Origin of the sequence: Piscinibacter defluvii (genome assembly GCF_004011805.1) — a bacterium.
GTDB classification, from domain to species: domain Bacteria; phylum Pseudomonadota; class Gammaproteobacteria; order Burkholderiales; family Burkholderiaceae_C; genus Piscinibacter; species Piscinibacter defluvii.
The window spans coordinates 1-22773 of sequence record NZ_RCHJ01000036.1 but is presented as its reverse complement, the minus strand read 5'-3'; the positions used below and the strand labels follow the sequence as shown (position 1 = coordinate 22773).

General features: G+C 67.1%; 19 protein-coding genes and 1 pseudogene. 12 read left to right on the top strand and 8 right to left on the bottom strand.

Annotation, left to right across the window (positions count from 1 at the left end; all coding sequences use genetic code 11):
* Positions 1-16 precede the first annotated feature (16 nt).
* Positions 17-4627 carry a helicase-like domain-containing protein gene (locus D9C15_RS31305; RefSeq protein ID WP_128003408.1) on the bottom strand — a complete coding sequence of 1537 codons (4611 nt, stop codon included), beginning with the start codon at positions 4625-4627 and terminating at the stop codon, positions 17-19.
* A 503-nt stretch (positions 4628-5130) separates the two neighbouring features.
* Here D9C15_RS31305 and D9C15_RS31300 point away from each other — a divergent pair.
* Positions 5131-5733 carry a hypothetical protein gene (locus D9C15_RS31300; protein WP_128003407.1) on the top strand — a complete coding sequence of 201 codons (603 nt, stop codon included), beginning with the start codon at positions 5131-5133 and terminating at the stop codon, positions 5731-5733.
* A 102-nt stretch (positions 5734-5835) separates the two neighbouring features.
* Here D9C15_RS31300 and D9C15_RS31295 read toward each other — a convergent pair whose 3' ends face one another.
* The 6 genes from D9C15_RS31295 to D9C15_RS31270 all read right to left on the bottom strand — a co-directional run bounded on the left by D9C15_RS31295 (position 5836) and on the right by D9C15_RS31270 (position 9129).
* Positions 5836-6450 carry a hypothetical protein gene (locus tag D9C15_RS31295; RefSeq protein WP_128003406.1) on the bottom strand — a complete coding sequence of 205 codons (615 nt, stop codon included), beginning with the start codon at positions 6448-6450 and terminating at the stop codon, positions 5836-5838.
* On the bottom strand, positions 6437-7126 hold the full coding sequence (locus D9C15_RS31290) for an apurinic/apyrimidinic endonuclease family protein (RefSeq protein ID WP_128003405.1): 690 nt from the start codon (positions 7124-7126) through the stop codon (positions 6437-6439). The genes D9C15_RS31295 and D9C15_RS31290 overlap by 14 nt, the downstream gene beginning before the upstream one ends.
* Positions 7127-7218: 92 nt before the next feature.
* A complete protein-coding gene (locus tag D9C15_RS31285; protein ID WP_128003404.1) occupies positions 7219-7731 on the bottom strand; it encodes a DUF6878 family protein in 513 nt (170 codons plus the stop codon).
* 142 nt (positions 7732-7873) lie between these two features.
* On the bottom strand, positions 7874-8353 hold the full coding sequence (locus D9C15_RS31280; protein WP_128003403.1) for a hypothetical protein: 480 nt from the start codon (positions 8351-8353) through the stop codon (positions 7874-7876).
* A gap of 84 nt (positions 8354-8437) precedes the next feature.
* Positions 8438-8656 carry a hypothetical protein gene (locus tag D9C15_RS31275; RefSeq protein WP_128003402.1) on the bottom strand — a complete coding sequence of 73 codons (219 nt, stop codon included), beginning with the start codon at positions 8654-8656 and terminating at the stop codon, positions 8438-8440.
* An 11-nt stretch (positions 8657-8667) separates the two neighbouring features.
* Positions 8668-9129: an antirestriction protein gene (locus D9C15_RS31270; RefSeq protein ID WP_128003401.1), complete on the bottom strand. Its 462-nt coding sequence runs from the start codon at positions 9127-9129 to the stop codon at positions 8668-8670.
* 505 nt (positions 9130-9634) lie between these two features.
* Between D9C15_RS31270 and D9C15_RS33605 the strand changes: the two genes are divergently transcribed.
* From D9C15_RS33605 to D9C15_RS31220, 10 genes and pseudogenes are all read left to right on the top strand, one after another.
* Positions 9635-10540: a site-specific integrase gene (locus tag D9C15_RS33605; RefSeq protein WP_164886938.1), complete on the top strand. Its 906-nt coding sequence runs from the start codon at positions 9635-9637 to the stop codon at positions 10538-10540.
* A 42-nt stretch (positions 10541-10582) separates the two neighbouring features.
* The gene (locus D9C15_RS31260) at positions 10583-11863 is read left to right on the top strand and encodes a DUF1173 family protein (RefSeq protein WP_128003399.1); all 1281 of its coding nucleotides are present in this window, start codon (positions 10583-10585) and stop codon (positions 11861-11863) included.
* Between the two features lie 125 nt (positions 11864-11988).
* A complete protein-coding gene (locus tag D9C15_RS31255; RefSeq protein ID WP_128003398.1) occupies positions 11989-12510 on the top strand; it encodes a hypothetical protein in 522 nt (173 codons plus the stop codon).
* 440 nt (positions 12511-12950) lie between these two features.
* Entirely contained in the window at positions 12951-14060 is a 1110-nt protein-coding gene (locus tag D9C15_RS31250) for a GGDEF domain-containing protein (RefSeq protein ID WP_128003397.1), read from the top strand.
* 98 nt (positions 14061-14158) lie between these two features.
* Complete coding sequence (locus D9C15_RS31245; RefSeq protein WP_128003396.1) at positions 14159-16339, top strand: DEAD/DEAH box helicase; 2181 nt, start codon at positions 14159-14161, stop codon at positions 16337-16339.
* Positions 16340-16355: 16 nt separating this feature from the next.
* Positions 16356-18515 (top strand): ATP-dependent DNA helicase DinG, encoded by a 2160-nt coding sequence (gene dinG, locus D9C15_RS31240; RefSeq protein WP_128003395.1) that lies wholly within the window; start codon positions 16356-16358, stop codon positions 18513-18515.
* A gap of 38 nt (positions 18516-18553) precedes the next feature.
* Positions 18554-20005 (top strand): recombination directionality factor, encoded by a 1452-nt coding sequence (locus D9C15_RS31235; protein ID WP_128003394.1) that lies wholly within the window; start codon positions 18554-18556, stop codon positions 20003-20005.
* Positions 20005-20286 carry a hypothetical protein gene (locus D9C15_RS31230; RefSeq protein WP_128003393.1) on the top strand — a complete coding sequence of 94 codons (282 nt, stop codon included), beginning with the start codon at positions 20005-20007 and terminating at the stop codon, positions 20284-20286. Before D9C15_RS31235 ends, D9C15_RS31230 begins: the two co-directional genes overlap by 1 nt.
* Positions 20283-21614 (top strand): metallophosphoesterase family protein, encoded by a 1332-nt coding sequence (locus tag D9C15_RS31225; RefSeq protein ID WP_240668668.1) that lies wholly within the window; start codon positions 20283-20285, stop codon positions 21612-21614. The genes D9C15_RS31230 and D9C15_RS31225 overlap by 4 nt, the downstream gene beginning before the upstream one ends.
* 83 nt (positions 21615-21697) lie before the next feature.
* A pseudogene (locus D9C15_RS31220) lies at positions 21698-21910 on the top strand (hypothetical protein); the annotation flags it as partial.
* Positions 21911-21957: 47 nt separating this feature from the next.
* Here the strand turns inward: D9C15_RS31220 and merR are convergent.
* Positions 21958-22365 carry a mercury resistance transcriptional regulator MerR gene (gene merR, locus D9C15_RS31215; RefSeq protein ID WP_128003392.1) on the bottom strand — a complete coding sequence of 136 codons (408 nt, stop codon included), beginning with the start codon at positions 22363-22365 and terminating at the stop codon, positions 21958-21960.
* Positions 22366-22436: 71 nt separating this feature from the next.
* On the opposite strand from merR, the gene merT reads away from it, so the two are divergent.
* The coding region (gene merT / locus D9C15_RS31210) for a mercuric ion transporter MerT (RefSeq protein WP_128003391.1) at positions 22437-22773 on the top strand (337 nt) is incomplete at its 3' end.

The following is a 22773-nucleotide window of genomic DNA, read 5'->3' as shown; positions in this document are numbered from 1 at the left end:
AGGTCTCTCACCCTGGTCAGTTTTCAATCGGCACTACACGGGTTTGCTGGTCAGAATTCGGTCGGCGGCAACACTCACCGATCTCCTCGCGTCCGCGATAGGCGCGGCCGTGGACGTTGACCACCAGGTCGGATGCCAGCACAGCGCTTGCGCGCTGCGCGTCGGTCTGGAGCGCAGCGAGCAGACGCTCGTTGCTCTCGATTCGCATCGGAAGGTTCGCCACCTCGATCTCGTTGCTGTAGCGCTGGTTGCGCCACACGGACAGCAGGGAGGCGTACTTCGCGATCTCCGCGTCGACGCCGGCCTTCTCGATGATCTTCGGATTGCCTGACGCCAGCGCCTTCACCTCGGCGTAGGTGAGGGTTGCCAACTCCACGTCTTCGACGGACCGGATGCCCTTGTCGCCGCTCATCACTTGCGCGATGAACTTCGCCTTGGTCAAGACGGTCTGCCAGCTGTACGCGTCGAAGCTTCCCTCGGTGACGTAGCGGATGATTTCCACCTCGTCGCACTCGTTGCCTTGGCGCAGGATGCGTCCCTCGCGCTGCTCGACGTCACAGGGACGCCACGGGCAGTCGAGTTCGTGCAGCGCCACCAGGCGCCGCTGTACGTTCGTGCCGACGCCCATCTTCTGGGTCGAACCGAGCAGCACGCGGACCTTTCCCTCGCGCACCTGGCGGAAGAGCTTGGCCTTCTGTGAGTCGGTCTCGGCATCGTGGATGAAAGCGATCTGCTCGGCGGGTATGCCTCGCTCGATCAATTCGTCGCGCAGCGCCTGGTAGACGCTGAACGCCGGCCCACCCTTGGGAGTGGACAGGTCGCAGAACACTAGCTGGGCCCTCTTGAGGCTCGCGGTCTCCTGCCAGATGCGGTGCACTTCGCGCGCACATTGCACCACCTTGCAGTCGGGGTCGGCCGGCAGGTGGCTGCCGATGAGCCTCATGTCTAGCGCGGCCATCCGGCCCTCACTGGCGATCAGAAGCATGTTGTCCTGGCGGGGGTCGACCCGCTCGGTCTTCAGCCTCTCGGCTCGCTTCACGAGCGTCCGCACGAAGGCGCGCAGTTGCTCGCTTGGCTTGCAGGTCACCGTTCGGGGCTTGTCACCCTTCAGGCGCGGCACCGGCAGCTTCAGCATCTCGCGCGTGCGGATGTCGGACACGTCACAGAACACCGTCATCAGGTCCGGCACGTTGATGAAACGAGCGAACCGGGTGTTGAGGCGATAGCCGCTGCCGTCCGGCGCAATCTCCAGCGCCGTGACCGTTTCCCCGAAGGTGGCGGCCCAGGCGTCGAACTGCTCAAGACCCAGCGCGCGCAGCGTGTTGGGCTGCAGGAAGCGCTGGAAGGTGTGCACCTCGGCCATGCTGTTGGCGACAGGGGTTGCCGTCGCCAGTACCACGCCACGATGTTCGCCCCGGTAGAGGCTCATCGTGTAGCGGGTCTTCAAGAACAGGTCGAACGCGCGCTGAGAGTTGCTCAGCGGCAGGCCTGCGATGCGCGCCATTTTCGTGTGACGAAAAAGGTTCTTCGCCAGGTGCGCCTCGTCATAGGCGACCCAGTCGATTCCAAGTGCTTCCCAGCAGAGGAAGTCGTCCTTGCGTTCCTGGTTGTCCAGCTTTTCGAGCCGGACCTTCCAGGTCTTCTTCATGCGCTCGAGCTGCTTGACGATGCGGTTGGAGCGGTTGTCGCCACTGCAAGCCCGCACTGCCATCTCGATGTCGCGGATGATGTCCTTGATGAAGGCCTTGGTGAACTCGGCCGACATCGCGAGCAGCTCGAAGGTGGAGTGCGTCATGACGATCGCATCCCAGTCCCCGGTTGCCACCCGCGCCACGAACTCGCGGCGACGGTCGCCGGCCAGATCCTCCTTGGTAGCCATCAGGACGGCAGCGGAAGGGTACAGGCGCACCATCTCGGCGGTGTACTGCTCAAGGCAGTGGTTCGGCACGATGTGAGCAGGCTTGTTTGCCAGGCCCAGGCGCCGAAGCTCCATGCTCGCGGCAGCCATGACCGCCGTCTTGCCTGCGCCGACGGCGTGGAACAGCCCGGTGTTGCCGGACTGCACGATGCGCCAGATCGCGTTGCGTTGGCTCTTGTGAAGCTCGAAGCAATGCGAGAAGCCTGGCAGGTTGAGATGTGAGCCGTCGAACTCCCGCTGGCGAATGCAGTTGAACAGGTCGTTGTAGATCCTGCACAACCGCTCCCGCCGCGGGGCGTCCTCGTAGGCCCATGCTGCGAAGCGGTCTCGGATCATTCCGAGCTTCTCCCGCGCAGCAAGCGTCTCTTCCTTGTTGACGACGTAGACGCCGTCCTTCTCCGGGTGCGGATCGCGCACTGTCGGGGTCTGCACGTTGAGGGCGTGCTGGATGAGCTCGATGGCATGCATGCGTCGCGTGCCGAACTCCTGGATGCAGGTGACGTTCTGCCGCACAGACCAGTCGTTGAAAGTCACGGACCAGGTGCCGGCGACCGCCATGTAGCGAACAGCGGCGTCCTGCACCTGCAGCACTTCGGTGATGAAGCCTTCCACCACGTCGGCCGGCACCCAGACAGCGCCGAGGCGCAACGAGATGTCGCCTGGCGGCAGATCTTCGGGGATGACCTTCTCGAGGGCCGCGACGTTCGCCTGATAGGCGTCGCCGGCGGCGAGCGCAACGTTCAGCTTGCGCTTCACGTTGCCGGAGAGGTATTCGTCGGCCGGTTCCCAGCGGTTGCCCTCCGGGTTCAGGTAGATCATGCCCCGAGCCTTGAGGTCCGCGAGGACGTCTTCGGCGTCGGAGCGCAGCAGGCGAGCCAAGTAGTCGGGGTCGACTCTGCCCTTCCACTGCATCGAGAGCGCAAGCGCCTCGTCGGGATGTTCGGCAACGGTGGCCTCCCTGACGGGAGAGACCGTGCGCCGAGTGAAGATTGCAGCCTTGGTGGCGGATTCCTCCTCTTCGTCGTAGTGCTCCAGCGAGAGGAGCAGGGGATAGTCAGGATCTCGCCGGAAGGCGAGGGCGTTCGCACGGCAGGACAGCCAGCCGTGCTTGTTGACGAACCAGTCGTAGCTCTGGTTCAGCCTGCGACGCAGATCGCCGAGCTCGGCGTCCGACGTCGAGCCGAGCTGTGCGCTCAGCAGCGTACGAGCGCGATCCCGGATGTCGACCATGCCAGCGATGCGCTGTCGGGCCGTCGCGTTGAGGCGATCGTGCATGTCGACGACATGCTCGCCATCGACAACGCCGATGCGGCCCTCGTGCACCACGAACGACCCGGGGCGCGTGCCGGGAGGTGCCGCAACGAGTTCCCGCGTCGCAGGTGCCGGCGCGGTTGGGTCGGGTCGCGGCGCATAGATGCCCTGCGGGACCAGCGACTGCGCGTTGAGCAGCGCTGTCTCGAGATCACCGTCGAGCACCGCGGTCGGCACGGCCTCGTAGCCGTTGGCCACTTTGTCGATCCGCCCGAACACATGGTCGGGCTTGCGCACGAACCAGCGATTGATCCGCAGGTACTGCTCGTAGCAGCCGGGCCTGAGCATCGTCTTGGGAACGTAGTCCAGGTCCAGCCACTCGGCAGGCGCCGCGACGTCTCCGGCCGCGCGCTTGCGCAGCACGATCACGTCGGCCTGCACGCTGGTCGAGGCCAGACGCTCGAATGTGCCAGCCGGCAGACGGAACGCAGCGACCAGGTCAGCTTCCGATGCCACGTGGGCCCGGACGGCGGCGTCGTGTCCGTCCATGAAGTAGGTCGATGTGATGAAGCACACCAGCCCACCCGGCCGAAGCACGTCGAGCGCGCGGCCGACGAACCAGTTGTGAATGCTCGCCCGGCTGTACGGGCGGTTGCGGTTGTCCAGCACGCCGTAGCGGCCGAACGGCACGTTCGACACGACCAGGTCGTAGGACCCATCGGCAAGCGATGCTGCCTCGAAGCCGCTGATGCGCACGTCGACGCCGTGAGGGCCGTAGAGCGCGCGGAGGATGCGCCCGGACAGGCGATCGAGCTCGACCGCAGTGATGCGGCTTCGCTGCGCGATCTCCGCCGGCATGCAGCCGAGGAAGTGGCCGATGCCGGCGCTGGGCTCGAGGATCGAGCCGCCGCGAAAGCCGATGCGCCGCAGGATCGACCAGATCCAGTGGATCACCAGAGGGTCGGTGTAGTGGCTGTTGTTGACCGACGCACGCGCGGAGTCGTAGTCGTCGGCGCCCAGCAGCTCGCGCAGATGGGTGGCGCGACGGACCCAGGCGGGGTCGCGGCCGTCTTCGTTGAAGCTGGCCGGCAGGCCGCCCCAACCGGTGTAGCGCAGCAGGGCCGCGCGTTCATCGGCGCTCGGGGAGCGGGGGGCGCTTTCGACCGCGCTAAGCGCGGCGATCGCGGCGATGTTGGCGTCGAACTTCGTCACCTGGCCATCCAGCCCGGCAAGGAACTCGTCGTTCCAGGTGGGCCATTGGACGGCGTCGGCGTGTTGCGACGCGGTGGGCAAGGCGGGGCGCCACGCCTTCGGGAAGTGCACATCATCGACTTGAAGTGCTTCGGGTTCGACGGCGGGAGCCGGCGTCGCCTCGGCGAACAGGTCGGGATATGCGGGGGCGTCGTCGTCGAAGCCCGGCAAGGAAAGGGTGTAGCCACCCTCGCGGGATGAGGACATGCGATCTCCGTTGAAGTGGAGAGAGCACACGTCCCCCATGGGAGCGTGTGCTCCCGGTGGGAGGAGTTGGTCCGCTGGCCGTTGCGCGGCATGCGGTCGTGGGTCGGCACAACGCTCTGCCGATGGGGCAGGCGCTGAGGCTGACGAGATGCGGGGAAAGACGCGTGCGAGTGCGCGCGCCGAATGGACTCGCCGTCGCAGAGGACGGCTTGGACCAGGGGGTGCCTGGCGGGATCTACGTGCAGGTCACGACTGCGAACGCCGGCTGGGCCGGAACGCCAGTGATGGCGGCTATGGCGCTAGGCCAAGGAGCAGGGTGAGTATGGCGCAAGCCCGACGCGCGCGGAAGGTGGGGAAGGAGCGCGGCGCATGTTCATTTGTCCGGCCGTGGGCCGTGGGGCCGGGCAAAGGAGCGCTGTCGGAGCAGCCACAATGGGCTCGAACCACAACCGCAAGGGGAGCACCGGATGAGATTTCCTGTAGTTGTCGCCATCGGGGGCGTGATGCTGTCGCTCATGGCTGGGTGCGCGACCAGCACGTTGAGCAGCACAGAGGCATCGCAGTACGCCAACCTCAGCGTGGACGAGTTTCTGAGAACAAGGTTCAAGGACAGGCAATCACTCGAGGTGGGCGGCACGATCCGCTACCTGGCGTACTTCAACGACGCCAACTTCCGCCAGCTCGAGCGGCCGACGGTGGAGCTGTGGAACTTCTGCAGGGCCGGAGGCGGCAAGCTCACGCGGACGGAAGCGCATACCGGTGACCCTGTGGGCTCGTACTACACGTCGCCGATTGCGGCCGCGATGATGGGTCGCGCCGCCGCGGCAAGGGCAGGGCGGCCGGACTTGGCCGCGGACACAGCGGTCCAGGCAGTGCTGATCAACGACCAGGTCAATGCGAGCCTCGGGGCTGCTGAAGCGCGAAAGGTCTTCGCCGTCGTTCGGGAGAAGGGCGCGTATGGCACCTGGGAGTGCGAGTACGCGGATGCAAGTCGCCCGGCGTGGCGCGCGAGCATTCTGCCGATCGCTTATGCGCCGCCGCGCGAACCGGGCAACGACTTGACCAACCATCGAATGATCATCGAGGTGGCTGCGAGCAAGAGGTAGAGGCGGTGGCCGGAGACGACAAAGCGTGCTCCGGAAAAAGAAAAGGGCCCTCAATCCTTTCGGATGAGGGCCCTGCAATGGGCGCCGTGGCGGCGCTGGCCGTCAGGCCGTTGTTTCGGCTGTGGACATGGTGCCCGCCGAGGCCTGCGCAGGCTGCGCCCAGGGGCGCAGCGATTCATGGTTGGGCCAAAGCAGCCGCGCCACGGCCAGGCCGCTCACAGTCGAGCTGGCCAGCAGTGGCGCGAGGACGCCGCGATCCAGGGTCAGATTGCACGAGTCGGCATTGCCTTGCTCGATGAAAGGTGTGCAGAGGTCGAACTCGTCGTCCTCGTGTTCCGAGTCGAGCAAGTTCTCGGCCGCGTCGGGGTCGAGCGCCCCGTCACCGTCTTGGAGCTCGTCCGGCACCTCAGCACCGGCGCATGCAACGACATCCCGGAACCGAGCGTAGTGCGCCATGAAGCTGCCGCCCTCGTCGTTGTAGACCGACTCGGTCCACAGCTCGAGCTGGAAGCTCTGCAGCCAGGAGTGATGGCGGAAGATCTGAGCGATCACCGCCCCGCACCATGCGATGTCGAGGCGCTCTTCGATCGGGCGCAACCAGCTGCGCAGCTCGCAGAACTGCTGAGCCTCGTGGTTGGGTTCGACATCGCCTTGTCCGACCAGGTAGTCGGCGTCGGCGAGGCCGGAAATGCGGCCGCTGACGTCAATGCGATTCATGGTGAATCCTTTCGGTGATGTGGCGGCAGTGGTTCCCTTCCGAGAACACCACTGCGCCGGGTTGGATGTGACGGAGCAAGGGCCACCACCAGGGATCGCGGAGAAGCACCTGGTGGGTGTCGGCGCGGCCGTCGTTGTCGCTGATGTGCACCTCGAGGCACGAAGGGCTCGCCAGCATCTCCGCGACGAGCGTCTCGTCGCGTTGTCCCGTGCGGTGGGCCAGGATGTTGAGGTGCGAGAGGTCCAGCGCGTACGGAACGCCGCTGTCGAGTAGCGCCCGGTATTCGGCCCAGGTGCTGACGAGAAGCTTGTGAGGCTCTTGGCCAGCGGCTGGATACTGCCCTTCGATCGCGACGGGGCAACCGAACAGCTCTGCGCAGCGGCACGCGTTGTCGAGCATCTCGCTCAGCGTGGCGTCCCGCCTCTGACCAGCGTGGGCCGAGTAGACGGTCGCCCCGAGCGCGCGATGCACACGTGCTGCGGCCTCGAACCAATCGCGATCGCGCTCGAACGTGCACAGGTCGGCAAGGCGCCGGCGTGGCAACACCCTCACGTTGGCGTGCAGGCGAAAGGCCGTCGAAGGCCAGGTGTTGGCCAGCACTTCGGCGAGCCCTTCGTCGAGTACATCGCAGGATTGGGGGACGAGTTGGACGTGGTCCGTGAGCAGACTGCCCAACAGAGGTTCCGTGACGCCTCGCATGGCGGCTTGAGTCGCCGCCAGGTGCGTCATGCCCGGCCAACAGGCCAGGGATGTCCTGACCTGCGGCTTCATAGCTCGTGCGTAGTGGTGTAGGACTCGGTGTAGTAGTCCGTGTGCTCGAGGATGGCGGATGCGTCGGAGGCCTGCAGCGTGAACTGGCCACTGCCGCCATCGTTGTTCTCGTAGCCGTCGTGCCCACCGAACGAGATCGCGGTGTCGCACAGCGCTTCGGCAATGCTGCCGAGGTGCATCTCCTCGAAGACGAGTTCGCTGCCACCGCAATGGCGCTCTTCGTCCCAGCGATAGCGCATCTGCGCGACCACGGCCTTGTTCAGGCCTTCCTCGATGTCCGGTGGCTGGAAGCCGATCTCGTCGATCTGGCCGCTGTCCCCGTCGCCGGTGTAGGTCACGACCACCGACGTGAAGCCGATGGCGCGCATCGCGGCGGCGAGGGCATGCTTGTTGAAGTTGAAGATGACCCGCGCGGCCTCGTCGGGTTTCGACGCGACGACCAGGCGGACGTCATCCTGGCTCGGCGGTGGCAGTGCCACGGGGGTGGCTTCGATGACTTGAACTTCCATGAGGAAGCTCCTTTCGTGAAGTGGGCACGGGCCCGAAGGCCCGTGCGTTGGATGAGCGCGCGGACGATGTCGCGTGCGCAGGGGGGATTGGTGGGCTTCAGGTTCCCAGCGAAGCGCCGCATCTGGGAGATGCGGCTCGGATCTACACGCAGCTCCAGAGCTCGCGTCGCGAGCGGCTGTAGAGCGTGACGTTGCCGTGGTCGTTGACTTCCATCACGTAGTGGATGTCGTCGCCGTGAGGAGGCCAAAGCGGTGGCCACGGGTCGCCGGCATTGACCTTCACGACGCCGCTGCGCGAGCGCGCGTCGTCCTCCAGGGAGGAGATGTCCGGCCAGAAGCCGAACTGGCCATGCGGGTTCTCGTCGAAGCGAAGGTAGGGAGAGCAGTAGCCCTCCAACGCTTCGCGGCCCGCGGTATCGACGAAGTTGCCGAGGGCACCTTCGTCGTCTTCCGCTCGCCCGTCGTACTGGGCGAGCGCAGCCAGGGCTGCGCGCCGACGTTCGCGATCGCGATCGGCAGTCGACAGCTTTCGCAGGGTCCACGCAAAGTCGAAGGCCAGTGTCTCCAGGTCTTCGCGTGTCGCGTCGCTGATGGGGCCGACGCTCGGATTGGACTTGGTCATCGTGTGACACCTCGATGTACAAGGGGCCGACGATGCCCAGGGGCAAGGTCGGCCCCGTGGGGTTGGATGAGGGGAGCGGGCTAGCTAGACGCTGTAGTGCAGCCGCACAGCCCGGCGTCGTTGCGCGTAGCACGCGCCCTTGGTGACCTCGAGCGGGGCCCAGTGGATGAGCCAACGCAATGCGGCCACGCGCAACAGAGGCGGATAGCGCCGATCCTGCAGAACGGCGATCAGCTGCTGCGGCTTGTAGTTGCGCATCCCGGTCAGGAGCACCAGGAGCCGGTTGAGCCGGTGCGTGAGCATGGCTGCCTCACCTAGTCGAGGGCGCGGCGGATCGTCGCGCTTTCGGGGTGCTCGGAAATGAAGTCGAGCAGCTGCTCGTACTTCTCGGTCAGGCTGTCATGGCCGCGCCAGAGCATGCCGTTCAGGGCGAACGCCGTGGCGATGATGCCGGCGACTTCCGCGCCGACCTTGCGGTCGAAGCCGTTGCCATCGACCTTGATCTCGAACTGGTCCACGCCGGCCGGGAACATGAAGGCGCCGCCGTTGGACAGTTCCATGTAGTTCCAGTAGCCGCCGTTGTAGGCGGAGCAGAGGTTGCCCATCCAGTCGTAGACCGAGTTCTCGAACTTCAGCATGGCGCGCTCGCCGAAGTGGCGCGGCAGGAAGTCGAGGCGCCGGTTGTCCGGCACGAGGACGGCCGAGATGCTGGCCGCGGTGGCCGAGTCGCCGGTCTGACCTTCGGCCAGGGCGAGAGGGATGGTTTCGTGGGACATGTCGCTTTCCTTTCAAGCGCATGAGCACGAGCGAACCCCTACTCGGGTTGTCGCCCGAGCTCGGGTTGTGGGTGTGTCAGGCAGAACTCTGCGCGGCTGCTATGAGCCGGAGGCAGGGACGCCCATCAGGGGTGAGGAATCCGCAGGCCCGGGCTTGCGCCAATGGGGACTGCTGCCCGCGGGAGCGGGGGGATACACGTGCGGGTCACGACCGCTAACGCCGGCTGGGCCGGAACGCCTGCGAAGGCGGCTTGGCAGAGGTGCCAGAAGCCCTTGCAGTATGGATCAAAGCGGCTCGCCTGGGAAGAGCGCAGCGGCGAGGACGTCGGCGCGCGCTGGTGCGGTCGGCCGTACGGCAGCATGGGGAAGGGGGAGGGGGGGGAGGGGTCGACCGGCACTTTCGGGGGGTCGTAGCGCCGGCATTTCCGTTTGGCGCCGCGGGGTGTCCTGCTTCAGGATCATGCGAGCGCGGGTCTGGTCTGGTCGGCGCGAGAACTGGACGCCCATGCAAGCGTTTGATGACGATCTGCTCAGCCTCGCGGAAGCGGTCCTCGGCCGACAGCTGACCTATCGCGAGGCCGCGTCGCAGCTTGGAGTGGTCCGGTCTACCGTCGAGCGCCGCGTAAAGGGTCTGGTCCGCCGACTCAACCAGGCCGGGCTACTGGGTGACTTCCGGGCCGAGTGGATCAACGATCTGGCGACCTTGCGGCGCGAACGAGCGACGATCATGGCCGCCGCGAAGGAGTTCAGGAGCCCGCTTCCCGGCAAACGCGCCGCCGTGCCGGACCAGCGAAAGCTCGCCGAGGCCGCGGCGCGGCTGAGGGTAAAGAGCGGCGCTGGCGACCGCGATGCTGCGCTGGTCTGGACGCTTTTCACGACGGGCCTGAAGACGATTGAACTTGCGCGGCTCGAGGTCCGAGACTACCTCTTGGCGGACGGCTCCACGAGGACGGTGTCGACGCTTCGCCCCGAAGCAGCGGTCAACGGGGCGGCAAGGCCCCTCTTGTTCACCTCGCAGCTCGCGGTCGAGAGCATCGATGCCTATCTCGATGCGCGCGTGCATCGCATGCAAGGTCTGGGAGAACTCGGTCGGTACCGCGGCCTGGACCCGAACAGCCGGCTCTTTCTGACCGAGTCAGGCGGGCCGTTTCTGATCACGCCGCGCTCACCCAGCGACCCGCGTCCAACCTGCAAGTACCTGCAGGCGACCCTTCGCCAGGTGTTCGCGCGCGCGGGCTGGGCCGGCATGACGGCGCAACAGCTGCGGCGGCATGTCGCGCTCGCCATGAGCCGAAAGGGCGCGGATCGGGATCAGGTTCAGCAACTGCTCGGCTTGAGGTCCAGGCGGTCGGTCAAGCGGCTGACCTCGACGGCAGAAGTCTCCGCGGACTCGAGCACGGCGGCACTCTGAAGGGCCAAAGTGAGGCGCTACCGGAGCGCCAAGGAGGTAGCGATGGAAGTGGTGCGGTACTTCATCAAGGGCAGAACGCTCCTGGCGTCGGATCCCGGCTTGCAGGACGCGCTGGCGCGCGTGTACCAGACCTCAGAGCGCCCCCGCTGCATGTGCGTGCAGGGCGGCGTCGAGATGTACGTGGCCAAGCACGGCGAGTTCGTGGTGAAGCGCATGCCGGGCACCGGCGACATGCATCACCCGACGTGCCAGAGCTTCGAGCCCGAAGCGGGCGTGTCGGGGCTCGGTGAACTCGTCGGCGAGGCAATCGTCGAGCACAACGCCGACCACGTGGAGATCCGGACGGATTTCCCGTTCTCGCGCGTCTCTGGCAAGCCGCTCCCGCGCGGCGAGGCCAACGGCGAGCCGCCTGCGGTCAATGCCCCGCGCAAGAAGATGAGCCTGCGCGCAGTGCTGCACTTTCTCTACCATCGCGCCGGCCTGAACCGGTGGTACCCGGCGATGGAAGGCAAGCGCTCGCAGGGTGTGTTCAAGAAGTACCTCGAGCTCGCGGCGGCAGGCGTCACGCTCAAGGGCGAGACCCTCGACAAGCGGCTATACGTCCCCGAGCCGTTTCGCGTCGCCGACAAGGACGAGATCGGCGAGCGCCGCCGCCGCAAGCTCGCGATGCTGCTTTCGCCGGGAGACGACGTCGCCTACAAGATGGCGATCGTCATCGGGCAGTTCAACGGCGTGGAGCAGACCGCCTACGGCCGCAAGCTGCTGGTCAAGCACATGCCTGATGTGCCGCTCTACATGGAGAACAAGGCCTGGGAGAGGGCGGAGCGTGCGTACGCCGCGACCTTGCAGGCGCGCGATGCTGACGTCGAGCGCAAGCCGATGGTGGTGATGGCGGCACTGATCTACGCGAAGCGCGAGCACATCTACCAGATCGACTCGCTGTCGATGATGCTGGTGTCCGACCAGTGGATCCCGCTCGAGGGGTTGCATGAGCTTCCGCTCATCGAAGAGCTGCAGCAGCAGGGGCGCTCGTTCATGAAGCCGCTGCGGTTCGACGCAAAGAGCGGGGCGTGCTTCCCGAATGCGCTGCTGCTGGACACCGAAGGCGGGCCGTTCCCGTTGCACGTGATAAGTACCTTCCTAGAGCCGAAGGAACAGAGCGCCAAGGAAAAGGCCGTGCAGGCTCTTGGCTCAGAAGCGTGGGCTTGGCACACGGACAAACAGATGCCCATTCTTCCGGCCCGTGCGCCGGCGCGCTCACGAGGAAGTGGTGTCGAAGAGGCTAATGCGCGGGCGGCGCATGGCGATGAAGTTACGCGGTAGGGTCCGACAGGATTAGAGTGCGCTATCGGCGGCCTGCAGTAGAGGCGGAATGCGTTGTTGCCCTGGCTGCTATGGCAGCAGTCAACTCGACGGCCGCGTTCGACGGGCGAACGACGGAGGCAACCATGAGCACTTGGCGCTATCGCGATGAGGCGATCGGCCATGTCTGGGAGTTCGTGACCCTGGGCTACGAACGGCCGGAAGAACGAAGTATCCTTTACGAGGAGGCGCTGGCTGACCATAAGAGGTTGGAGCGTTTCATCGCTGACCACGAAGACCTGATCCTAGACATCGTGGGGGCGACTCCCTCGCGCCGCCCTGGGATGTTGCGACGTATGTCCAGAGGGCATGGCCTCACGGAATGCGCATTGATCCTCGGTGGCTGGCAGCACTGCAGAAAGGCTGTGCTGGCCTACGACTGGCTGATGCAGCGAGACGATGAGTTCTCGCCTGGCCAGTCTTACCGGGCTGCGACCGTGAGCCAGGGGCTTCTGTTCGCAGATCTCAGAGCGCGCAAGTGGACGAAGTGGCCCTTCCAATGGGGAAAGTCACCCTTTCCGGGAGAGAAGTCGAGGCGCTATCCGTCCGATGCTCCAGACTTCAACGAGATGATGGACAACTACAACCCCGAGACCGGGTCGTATTGATTGCGCCAGTGCCGAGTCGGGTCTGAACAACAGGGAGGAATATGTCGACGGTAACTAAAGAGCAGTTGAACGCGGCTTTGGACGCATGGTATGTGGCGAGAGAGCGAGCTGGCCTTGAACAGCAAGCGTGGGGAGCGCTTACCCAGAGTCACGGCTCTTTGATCGCCTCCTTGCGCCAACACGGCCACACGTGGAACCAGGCCGAAGCGGAGTTTGAGAGGCTGTCCAATGCGCACCGAGAGGCGGTCCTAAGCGCGTGGAAGGACATGGATGACCGCTGCCGCGAATACCAGCTGTTGCGGGCCCGGTTCAAAGCCGGTGCCGCGGGTGCCACGAATTGAGCGGGAGGCCGTGGTAGGTCTACGAGTCTCCGGGCGAATTCAACGCTCTGCGCCACAACGCCTGCTCAAGTCGGCAAGCCCGCCGCCGACAATGCCGCCGTGGGCCCGAAGAAGCGACTCCAGTCCAAGAGCCGCCTGCGGTCGATTCTTGCGATTCCGCTGGGGGGCGTAGATTTCGTCGATGGCGAAGGCGGCCAGGCCGCGCTTCGCGTGGCGCTCGCACTGGTGGTCCTCGGCGCCTACGCAGCGGCGCAGTTGACGGGGTACTTCGGAGACCTGGCGGTGCCGTTGCAATGCATTGGCGCCTACCTGCTGTTCGCGTGCACGTGGTGCGTCGTAGTGGCCGCGGAGTTTGGATCGGTGAGAGTGCGCCTGCTCGCGGTCATCTTCCTGGATGAACTGAGCTTCTGCCTGGTGATGTGGCGTGGTGGCGAGGCGATGGCCGTTATCGCGTGGCTACCGATCTTCATGAGCCTGGGCAACGGTCTGCGCTTCGGTATGCGCATTGCGATGTACAGCGCAGCCCTCGCGGCTGTGGGCCTGTCGACGGTGTTTCTCGTCGTGCCCTACTGGCGAGCCTATGGCGCCGCGAGCGCGGGCCTGGTGCTGGCGGCGATCTTCGTACCGCTCTACGGTGTGGCGCTCGCGCGCAAGCTGGACCTGCGCCGGCGTGCGGCCGAACAAAGGGCCCTGGACGCAGAAGAGGCCACGCGGATGGACGCACTCACCCGGGTGGCGAACCGCGTCGGATTCACGAGCGCGTTGAGCCGTGTGCTGGAGGAATCGCGCTCTACCGGCATGGCAGCGTGCGTCTTCTACGTCGACCTTGACGGGTTCAAGGCAGTCAACGATCAGATCGGCCACCACGCCGGCGACAAGGCGCTCGTGGACGTTGCCGAGGCCTTGCGTGGATGCGTTCGTTCGACCGACGTTGTCGGGCGGCTTGGGGGGGACGAGTTCGCGATCGTCGCGCGAGGCATGAACGATCGCCAGGACGCCGAGATCCTGGCCGAGAAGATCGCTCTGTCCGTGCGCGCCGTACGGCTGCAGGACGCGCGGCTGCGGCTCGGCGCGAGCATCGGGATCTGCACGCTGCCGCACGATGGCATCTCGACGCCACAACAGGCGATCGACGCGGCCGACCAGGCGATGCTCAGCGTCAAGAAGAGAAGCAAGAACGGCTTCGAGTTCGCGTCACTGCCGGCTTAAGCCGGGGCGCGGCGCGGACAGCGCTGATCTCGGCGCCGAGGCCTTGAAGGCGCTGACTTGGGTTCAAGGATGTGGCACCCCCACTCAAGGAGTGCCACATGGCGAACAAGCGCGGCCACGGAGAGATCTTCTCGCCCGCCGATTGCGAGAGCATCGCGAGCGAGTACGACGGATCGACCCCGTCGCTGGATGCGCTGGTCGCGAAGTGGGGGGCCATCTGCGAAGGGGTCACGCGGCGCAACCTCATGGGGGCGGCCCGGCGTGGCGGGTACAAGCCGCGCGGCGACCGCAAGCCCTGGGGTGATCCGGCCGAGGACGAGTTCCTGCGCCAGAACTGGCACAGGCTGCCGGGCGACGAGATCGCGCGAATCCTGGGCCGGTCGTTCGAGGCGGTGAACCTGCGCCGCAAGCGCATCGGCGTGAGGCGCTACGCCGGCGACGAGCTCACGATCAAGAGCCTCGAGGCTCAGACGAAGATCGGCCACCGGCAGTGGCACGAGTTCATCGAGCGCGGCTGGTTGACGAGCCGGGCGCGCAGCCGCCGACTCGGCGCGCCGGCGATCCACTACGTGTCGATCGAGGCGCTGCATTCGTTCCTGCAGCGGCACCCGGAGATCTTCGACTATCGCGCGGCGCCCAAGCAGGTGCGGGTCGCGCTTGAGCTCGACAAGCTGCCTGAGCCGCCGAAGTGGAAGCGGGTCGTGTGTCGGTCCGACGGGTGGCATGACCAGCTCAAGGCGACGCCGTTGGGGCGCACCATGACCCACGGCAAGGCAGCGATGGCGGACCGACTCCACCGCTTCAAACTGCCTTCGTGCGCTTCGATGGGCGGCACGCGATTCTGGACGGACATCTATCGCGCGCCGCAGTGCCCGCGGTGCGGTTGCCTGGTGTCGCGATACTCGGAAGAGGGGCTGTTCAGCGAGAGCGACCCCGAGGAGGACGAAAAGGTCGGGCTGCAGGCGGAGAAGCTCGGCTTGAAGTGGGATGGCGGGCGACTTCTGGACGCGCAGGGCCGCGAGGTCGACGACGCCGACGTGCTGCACAGCCTGTTCAACGGGCAGCGCGAGGGTGCGCGCTCGGTGCGCGCCTTCGAGGCGTTGATCCGGGCCGGCCTCACCGTCGCGCCGGCGAATCCAGTGCGGCACGACGCGCTGCTCGACAACATCCTGAACATCGAGCTCACCGCCAGCCAGGAAGAGGCTTTCGCCGAGTTCGTGCGAACGGGCTGCATGACCGCGGCGCACGCGATGAGCTTCGGCAAGAGCACGCTGGGCCTGATGGCGCTGACGCGCATCGCGGGCAGGCATCTGCTGCTGGTGGACACCCAACTGCTGCGAGAGCAGTGGATCGAGAAGTTCCGCGAGTTCGCGCCGCGTGTCGAGGTACGGCACCACCCCAAGCCGGTGCACACCACGATCAGCGTCTACGAGCCGGGCGGCGGGCTCCGGTGCGTGGTGGAGATCTTCAACTACGCGACGCAGGCGAACCTCGCCAGCGACGACTGGGTGGTTGCCGCGTTCGACGAAGTGCACCGGCTGCCGGCGGCCCGGGCGCATCGGCATGCCCTCGTGCGCAGCCGCTACCGGCTTGGGATGTCCGCCACGGCGGACCTGCGCGAGGACGGCCGCGGCGCGCTGGTGAGCAAGCTGACCGGAACGCTGGTCGGCGGCGACTGGCAAGCCCAGATGGAGCAGGGCCTGGTGCGCCGCCTGCCGGTGAAGGTCATGATCGTCGAGGACCTCGAGCACAAGCACGAGGTCGTGGGCGCGCTGCTGCGCGAGCACGGCAAGGTCGTGGTGCTGTGCGAGGCGATCGCCGACGGTCGCGAGCTCGAGACCCGGTACGGCGTCCCGTTCATCAACAGCGCGACCAAGAACAAGTTGGCGATCGTGCGGGCGGCTCGCAGCATGGTGCTGTCGCGTGTCGGCGACGCGAGCTTGAGCGTGCGCGACTGTGAGGTCACGGTCGACCACTCGGGTCTCTTCGGCTCGCGGATCCAGAGCCTGCAGCGCCTGGGCCGGCTGATGCACTCGGATCGGGGGCGGTTCCACGCCATTTTGATGACGCCGCAAGAGCGCTACGAGCGGTTCGGCAAGCGGATCGAGGCGATCGCCGCCAAGGGCTTTCCGATCGAAGAGGTCGTCGTGCCGCGGGAGAAGGCGTCGGTGCACACGCTGCTCACGCCGACCTTGCGGGCGAAGGTGCGCGGCGCGGCCGACCCGTTGCTCGGGCCGCTGGGCATCTTCGGGCAACAGCCCTTGAGCGAAGCGGCCTGACACGTAGCCTGACTGCATGGTTCGCGACGAAGAGAAGCAGCTGATCCGCCAGTGCGTCGACGCGCTGCGCGCGGGCATTCCCGGCTTCAGGTCGCGGCGCCCGCAGATGGAGATGATCGCGACCGTCACAAACGCGCTCGGCCGCTGCCGCGCAGAAGACGAGCAGGCGGGCAACGGCGACCACATCGCGATCGTCGAGGCAGGCACGGGTACGGGCAAGTCGTTCGGCGCGCTGGTGCCGGCGCTGGTGATGGCCAAGAGCCGACAGAAGCGGCTCGTGGTCAGCAGCTCGACCGTCGCCCTCCAGCACCAGTACGCGGAGAAGGACGCCCCCAGCCTGCAGCGCCTGTTGCCGATGCCGTTCACGTTCGCGGTTGCCAAGGGGCGGCGCCGCTACGCCTGCACCCTGAAGCTGCAGACCGAAGCGAAGCTGGCGGGCCAACAGGGCCTCGACCTTGCCGAGGGCGGCGCCGCGCCGGCGGGCGAGGACGGTGTGCGCCGCGTGGCGGTGATGCGTGAGCTGGCCACGGCCTTCGACGCGGGCCGCTGGAACGGCGACCGCGACGAGCTTGCGCTGCCGGTGGCAGACGATCTCTGGGAGCGCGTGACGACGGATCGTCAGGGCTGCGCCGGCACCAAGTGCCCTGAGTTCGGCCGCTGCCCGTTCCAGGCGGCCCGCCAGCGCGTCAAGGACGCGGATCTCGTGATCGCCAACCACGACCTGGTGCTCTCCGCGATCGACATGGAGGGCTCGAGCGTGCTGCCCGCGGCGCAGGAGACCATCTACGTCTTCGACGAGGCGCACAGCCTGGCAGCCAAGGCGGTCGAGCACTTCTCGGCCAAGCACGCGATTCGTGGCGCCGTGGAGTGGCTGGAGGGCGCGTGCAATGCGGTGCGGGACGCCGTTCTGGGTCTTCGGCTCGATGAGCAGCTGATCCGCGACAGCCTGACCAGCGCGCGACGCATCGAAGGCGCGCTGCGTGAGCTGCACCATCGCATCCACAGCACCAACGGCTTCGACGAGAAGCGCGCCCGGCGCTTCAAGTCCGGGCCGTTGCCAGCGTGGTGCCAGTCAGCAGGGGAGCAGATCTTCGGCGCCGGGGAGGATCTTCAGAAGACCTTTGCGGCACTGCGCGAGCACGTGCTCGAGCAGGCGCCCAGCGTGGGCGCGCTCTCCACGCAGATCCTGTCGGTGCTGGGCTTCTACGTGGTGCGCCTGGACAACTTGGTCGACACGTGGCAGCTCATGCTTGCCGAGCAGCCGGAGAACGCGCCGCCGATCGCGCGATGGATCGAACGGCACGACGAAGGTGGGCGCCCGGGCGATTACATGGTGTGCGCCTCGCCGATCAGCGGCAGCGACAAGCTGCGCAAGCTGCTGTGGAACCGGGCCAGCGGCGCCGTGGTGATGTCGGCGACGCTGACGTCCTGCGGCACCTTCGACCTGTTCCTGCGCCAGTCGGGGCTCGGCTTCTTCGAGAAACCGGCCTTCCTGCAGGTGGAGTCGCCGTTCGACTACCGCAACAACGCGCGCCTGGTGGTGCCCGCGATGCGCGCGGAGCCGACGTCCGCGCAGGAGCACACCGATGAAGTGACCGCCAGGCTGCCGGAGCTGGTGGAGACGCTGGGCACGCTGGTGCTCTTCACGTCGGCCAAGCAGATGCGCGAGGTCTACGCCCAGATGCCCGAGGACCTCAGGCGGATCACGCTGGTGCAGGGGTCAATGCCCAAGGGCGAGATGCTGGCGCGGCACCGCGCCGCCGTCGACCGCGGCGACCGATCCGTGATCTTCGGGCTCAGCACCTTCGCCGAGGGCGTCGACCTTCCGGGCGAGTACTGCACGCACGTCGTCATCGCGAAGCTGCCGTTCTCGGTGCCGGACTCGCCGCTCGAGGAGGCGCGACGCGAATGGGTCGAGTCGCGTGGCGGCTCGCCGTTCATCGAGATCACGGTGCCGGAGGCCGCCGTGCGGCTGAAGCAGGGGCTCGGCAGGCTGCTGCGCACGGTCAATGACCGCGGCCGCGTGACGATCCTCGACAGGCGGATCGTGACGAAGCGCTGGGGCGGGCTCCTGATGCGCGGCATGCCGGACTTCGAGGTCGTGATCGAACGCGGCCGGGCGGGCGCGCCGCACTGCCCGCAGGGGTTGAAGAACGACAACCGGGTGGGACCATGAATTTCCACCTTCATCAACGTGCAGCAAAGGAGTGACCCATGGTCGCAGTGGCACAGAGCAACACGAACGGGCAGGGCTTCGGCCTGGTGCCCGCTCAGGGCGGCGCGGTCGCGATCCCGACCCTGCTGGGGCGCGCGGCTCAGCGCATCCCCGTGGGCGGCCGGATCCGCGCCGGCATCAAGGTCCTGACCAAGCGCGCCGCCGAGTCGGCCCGTGCGCGTGAGATCTACGACGCCGGCGTCGCCGCCGGCAAGGGCTTCGAGGGCATCGAGCGCGAGATCGCGATGGCGCTGCCCGACATGAAGAATCCGCTGACGCCGAAGAACGTCCCGTACTTCACGGTGCGCGGCGAAGACTTCCCGAACCCGGAGCTCGCGCGCCAGATCATGGACCTGTACGGCGAGGACCGCGGCGACGGCGTCGTGCGGCTGTACCGATTCCCGGTGGTGTTCCCCGCGGACGCCTGGCAGAACGTGATGCCGCACGAGCTGGTGACCTGGACCTCGAGCGAGCGGCGCTTCTGGTCGGAGTACTCGGAGGACGGGCAGACCCGCTACTGCAAGACCTACGAGCAGGTGCCCGCGGCGGGCGAGGGCCGGCGCGTGGTGCGCATCTTCGGCGGCCGCAAGACCACGCTGCGCGCCGAGAACAACGGCCTGTGCGACCCGGAGAAGTGCGCAGAGTACCAGGGCAAGAAGTGCAACCTCTCCGGCCGCTTCATCTTCTTCATCCCGGGCGTCCGGTCGATCAGCGCGTTCGAGCTGCCGACCAACAGCTTCTACGCCATGCAGGCGGCGATCGAGAAGTTCCAGACCATCGGCTTCATGCGCGGCGGCCGCATCTCGGGCTTCCTGGATGGCCAGCGCACGCCCTTCTACATCAGCAAGCGGCTGGTCGAGGTCTCGCGGATCGACGAGGAGGGCAAGCCCAGCCGCGTCGCCCAGTGGCTGATCGAGCTCGAGGCGCCGGTCGATCCGACCGCGCTGCTGCGCAACGACGACGGCCTGGACGCGCTGGACGTGCGCGCCGCGGAGGCGGTGACCGTGCTGCAAGGTCCGGCCCAGGCCACCTCGGCGGCGGCCGATGAAGACGGCGTGATCGAAATGCCCAGCGCTGCGCCGGCGCCGGCGTCGGCTCCGTCGAAGGAACGGCCCGCGGCGTCGAGCGAGCGCGCGGCGCCCAGGCCGGCGGCTCCGGGCTCGGCGCCGCGGCAGGCCGAAGCGACGCGCCGCGAGTCGGCGAGCCAGGGTGCGGCGCAGTCCGCGGCCGGCAGCGTCGAGGACCGCGAGGTGGCCTGGCTCTTCGACGCGGCGGCGGCGATGGGCGTGGACGAGGCGACCTACGAGCGCTACGCGGCCAAGCGCTGGGGCCAGGGCTGGAAGAAGGCCGCCGGCGGCCGCAAGCGGGCGCTGGAGGACATCACGCCGTTCCAGGACGACGCGGCCGGCTTCGCCGAGAAGGTGAAGGGCGAGCTCGAGGTCTGGGCCTGATGCCGGGCCGCGCGGCCCGGCGCAGCGAGGATGACCAGCAGGCCCGCGCCCTGTGGGGTGCGGCCTTCGACGCGATCCCGAAGAGCGCCTTCGCGATAGCGGCGTGGTACCTCGCCGATTGCGCCAGCGACGAAGGCGTCGGACAGGGCGGGGAGGTCCGGCGCTTTCGCGAAGAGCTTGATGCGCTGCGCGGCAGCGGGATCCTCTCCGAAGGGGCAACCCACAAGGCCATGCATGCGCTGGAGCGCCTGCAGCTTCAGATCGAAAGGGACGAACGATGATCAAGGTGGCGCAGTTCTCAGACCTGCACTTCAGCGACAAGAACCTCGAGGAGGCGAGCCGGTGCTTCGGCTTCGCCGTGGACCAGGCGATCGAACGCGGCGTGGACGTCGCGGTCATCTCGGGCGACTCGACGGACCACGCGCTGGACGTGCACAGCCCGGCGGTGGAGCGGCTGGCGCGCGAGGTGCGCCGCCTCGCCGACCACTGCCCGGTGCTCATGCTGCAGGGGACGTTCTCTCACGAGCCCCCGGGCACGCTGGCGATCTTCCCGCTGCTGGCCAGCCGGCACCCGGTGCACGTGGCCGATCGCCTCGGCCAGGTCGCGCTCACCAAGGACGGCGGCTGGCAGGCCTCGCAGGGCTGGCGCTTCGACGTGGTCCCGCCCGGCGCGCGCGCGGTCTTCACCTGCGTTCCGACGGTGAACAAGGCCACCGTGGCTGCGACGGTGGGTGCGACCGAGGCGGCCGAAGCGGTGGGGCACGAGCTGGCCGCCCTGCTGGCTGGCTACGCGGCGATCAACGCCGCGGCGCGTGCCGCGCAGGTGCCCACCATCGGCGTGGCGCACGGCACGATCACCGGCTGCGTCACGGAGCACGGCGTGCCGATGGCGGGCTTCGACCACGAGTTCACGACCACGAGCCTGTTCTCCGCCGCGGCCCAGGCCTTCATGCTGGGCCACATCCACAAGCACCAGAGCTGGGAGGACGACGGGCGCGTGCTGGCCTACGCCGGCTCCATCGGTCGCTTCCATCACGGCGAGCTCGATGCCAAGGGCTTTCTGCTGTGGGAGGTCGAGGCGGCGGCGGCTCGATTCCAGTTGGTCGAGACGCCGGCGCGGCGCACCGTGGACCTGGTGTTCGAGGGTGTGCCGGATGCCGAGCAGATCGCCGCGGCGGTTCGTGAAGTGAACGTGTCCGGCGCCTACGTCCGGGTGCGGTGGCAGGTGGGTGAAGAGGAACGAGGCAGCGTGGACCGCGAGGCCATCAAGCGGGCCCTGGGCGACGCCGCCGACGTCCAGCTCGAAGGGCGGGTCGTTCCCGTCGTGCGCAGCAGGGCGGCAGGGATCTCGCGCGCGTCGTCGCTGCAGGAGAAGGTGAGGGTCTGGGCACGCGCCACCGGCAGCATGGACGGTCCGCTCATCGAGCGCCTCGAGGCCCTGGCCCACCGCGAGCCCGCCCAGATCGCGAATGCGATCCTGGCCGGCGACGAGGAAGCCGGGCCGACTACCCACCCGGTCCCCGACGAGACGGCGCCGCTGCCGCAGCCGTCCGGGGACGGGCGTGTGGCGGAGGCCCTGCGCGAAGCCGAGGCGATGGAGCTGTTCTGAAGCGGACTGGTCTTGAAGGAAGTGAAGGCGGCGGGAGACTCGTACGAAGCGGGTCGATGGGCGGCCGTGCATGGAGCAAGAAGATGGACGATCAAGTGAAGCAAGCGGACGAGGTGTCCCGCGACGGCTACCAACCGCTGTCGCTGACGCTCACTGGTTTCAAGGGGATCCGCAGCGGTCTCGGTCGTGACACGATCACGCTCGACCTGGAGGCGCTGGTCGGTGACGCGCAACTGGTGGCCATTGCGGGCAGCAACGGGCGCGGGAAGACCACGGTCATGGACAACCTGCACCCCTTATGTTGAATTCGCGGTGTCAACAAGGGACCAAATCACTGAGCCACTCATTGCTTCTGCAGGGTGTCGATCAATGGACACGACACCTTGCCACGGCTCATGCAGCAGTCGCGCACGAGGGAGGCCAATACCGACTCGATGCGCCGCAGGTTCTTTAGCTTCTTGCGCACGTCCACCAGCTTGATCTCGGCAAGTTGGCGCGCTTCATCGCAATGCGTGCCGTCGTCCAGCTTCAGCAGGCCTGCCACTTCGTCGAGGCTGAAGCCCAAGCGCTGTGCGGCCTTCACGAACTTCACGCGGGCGACGTCCTCGGCCTCATAGCGCCGAATGCCGCCGTAGGGCTTGTCCGGCTCGGCAAGCAGAGCCCGGCGCTGATAGAAGCGCACCGTCTCCACGTTGACCCCGGCCGCCTTGGCGACGGCCCCGATCGTCAGGCCGTTGTGATCGCGTTCCATGCCGCTTGACTCCGTACATGAGTACGGAAATAAGCTTACGCCATCGTGTTCAGACTCGCCAAGGAATGCGCATGACGGAAACACCGACCGGGCGCGGAGCCCTCTTCGCGGGAGGACTGGCCGCCATCCTCGCATCGACATGCTGCCTCGGGCCCCTGGCGCTGGTGGCACTGGGCTTCAGCGGCGCCTGGATCGGCAACCTCACCGCGCTGGAGCCCTATCGCCCGATCTTCATCGGTGCCGCACTCCTCGCCATGTTCTTCGCCTGGCGACAAATCTATCGGCCGGCACAGGCCTGCGGGCCGGGCGAGGTCTGCGCGATTGCGCAGGTGCGGTCCACCTACAAAGCCGTCTTCTGGATCGTCGGCGCGCTGGTGCTGATCGCGCTCGCCTTCCCGTATGTCCTTC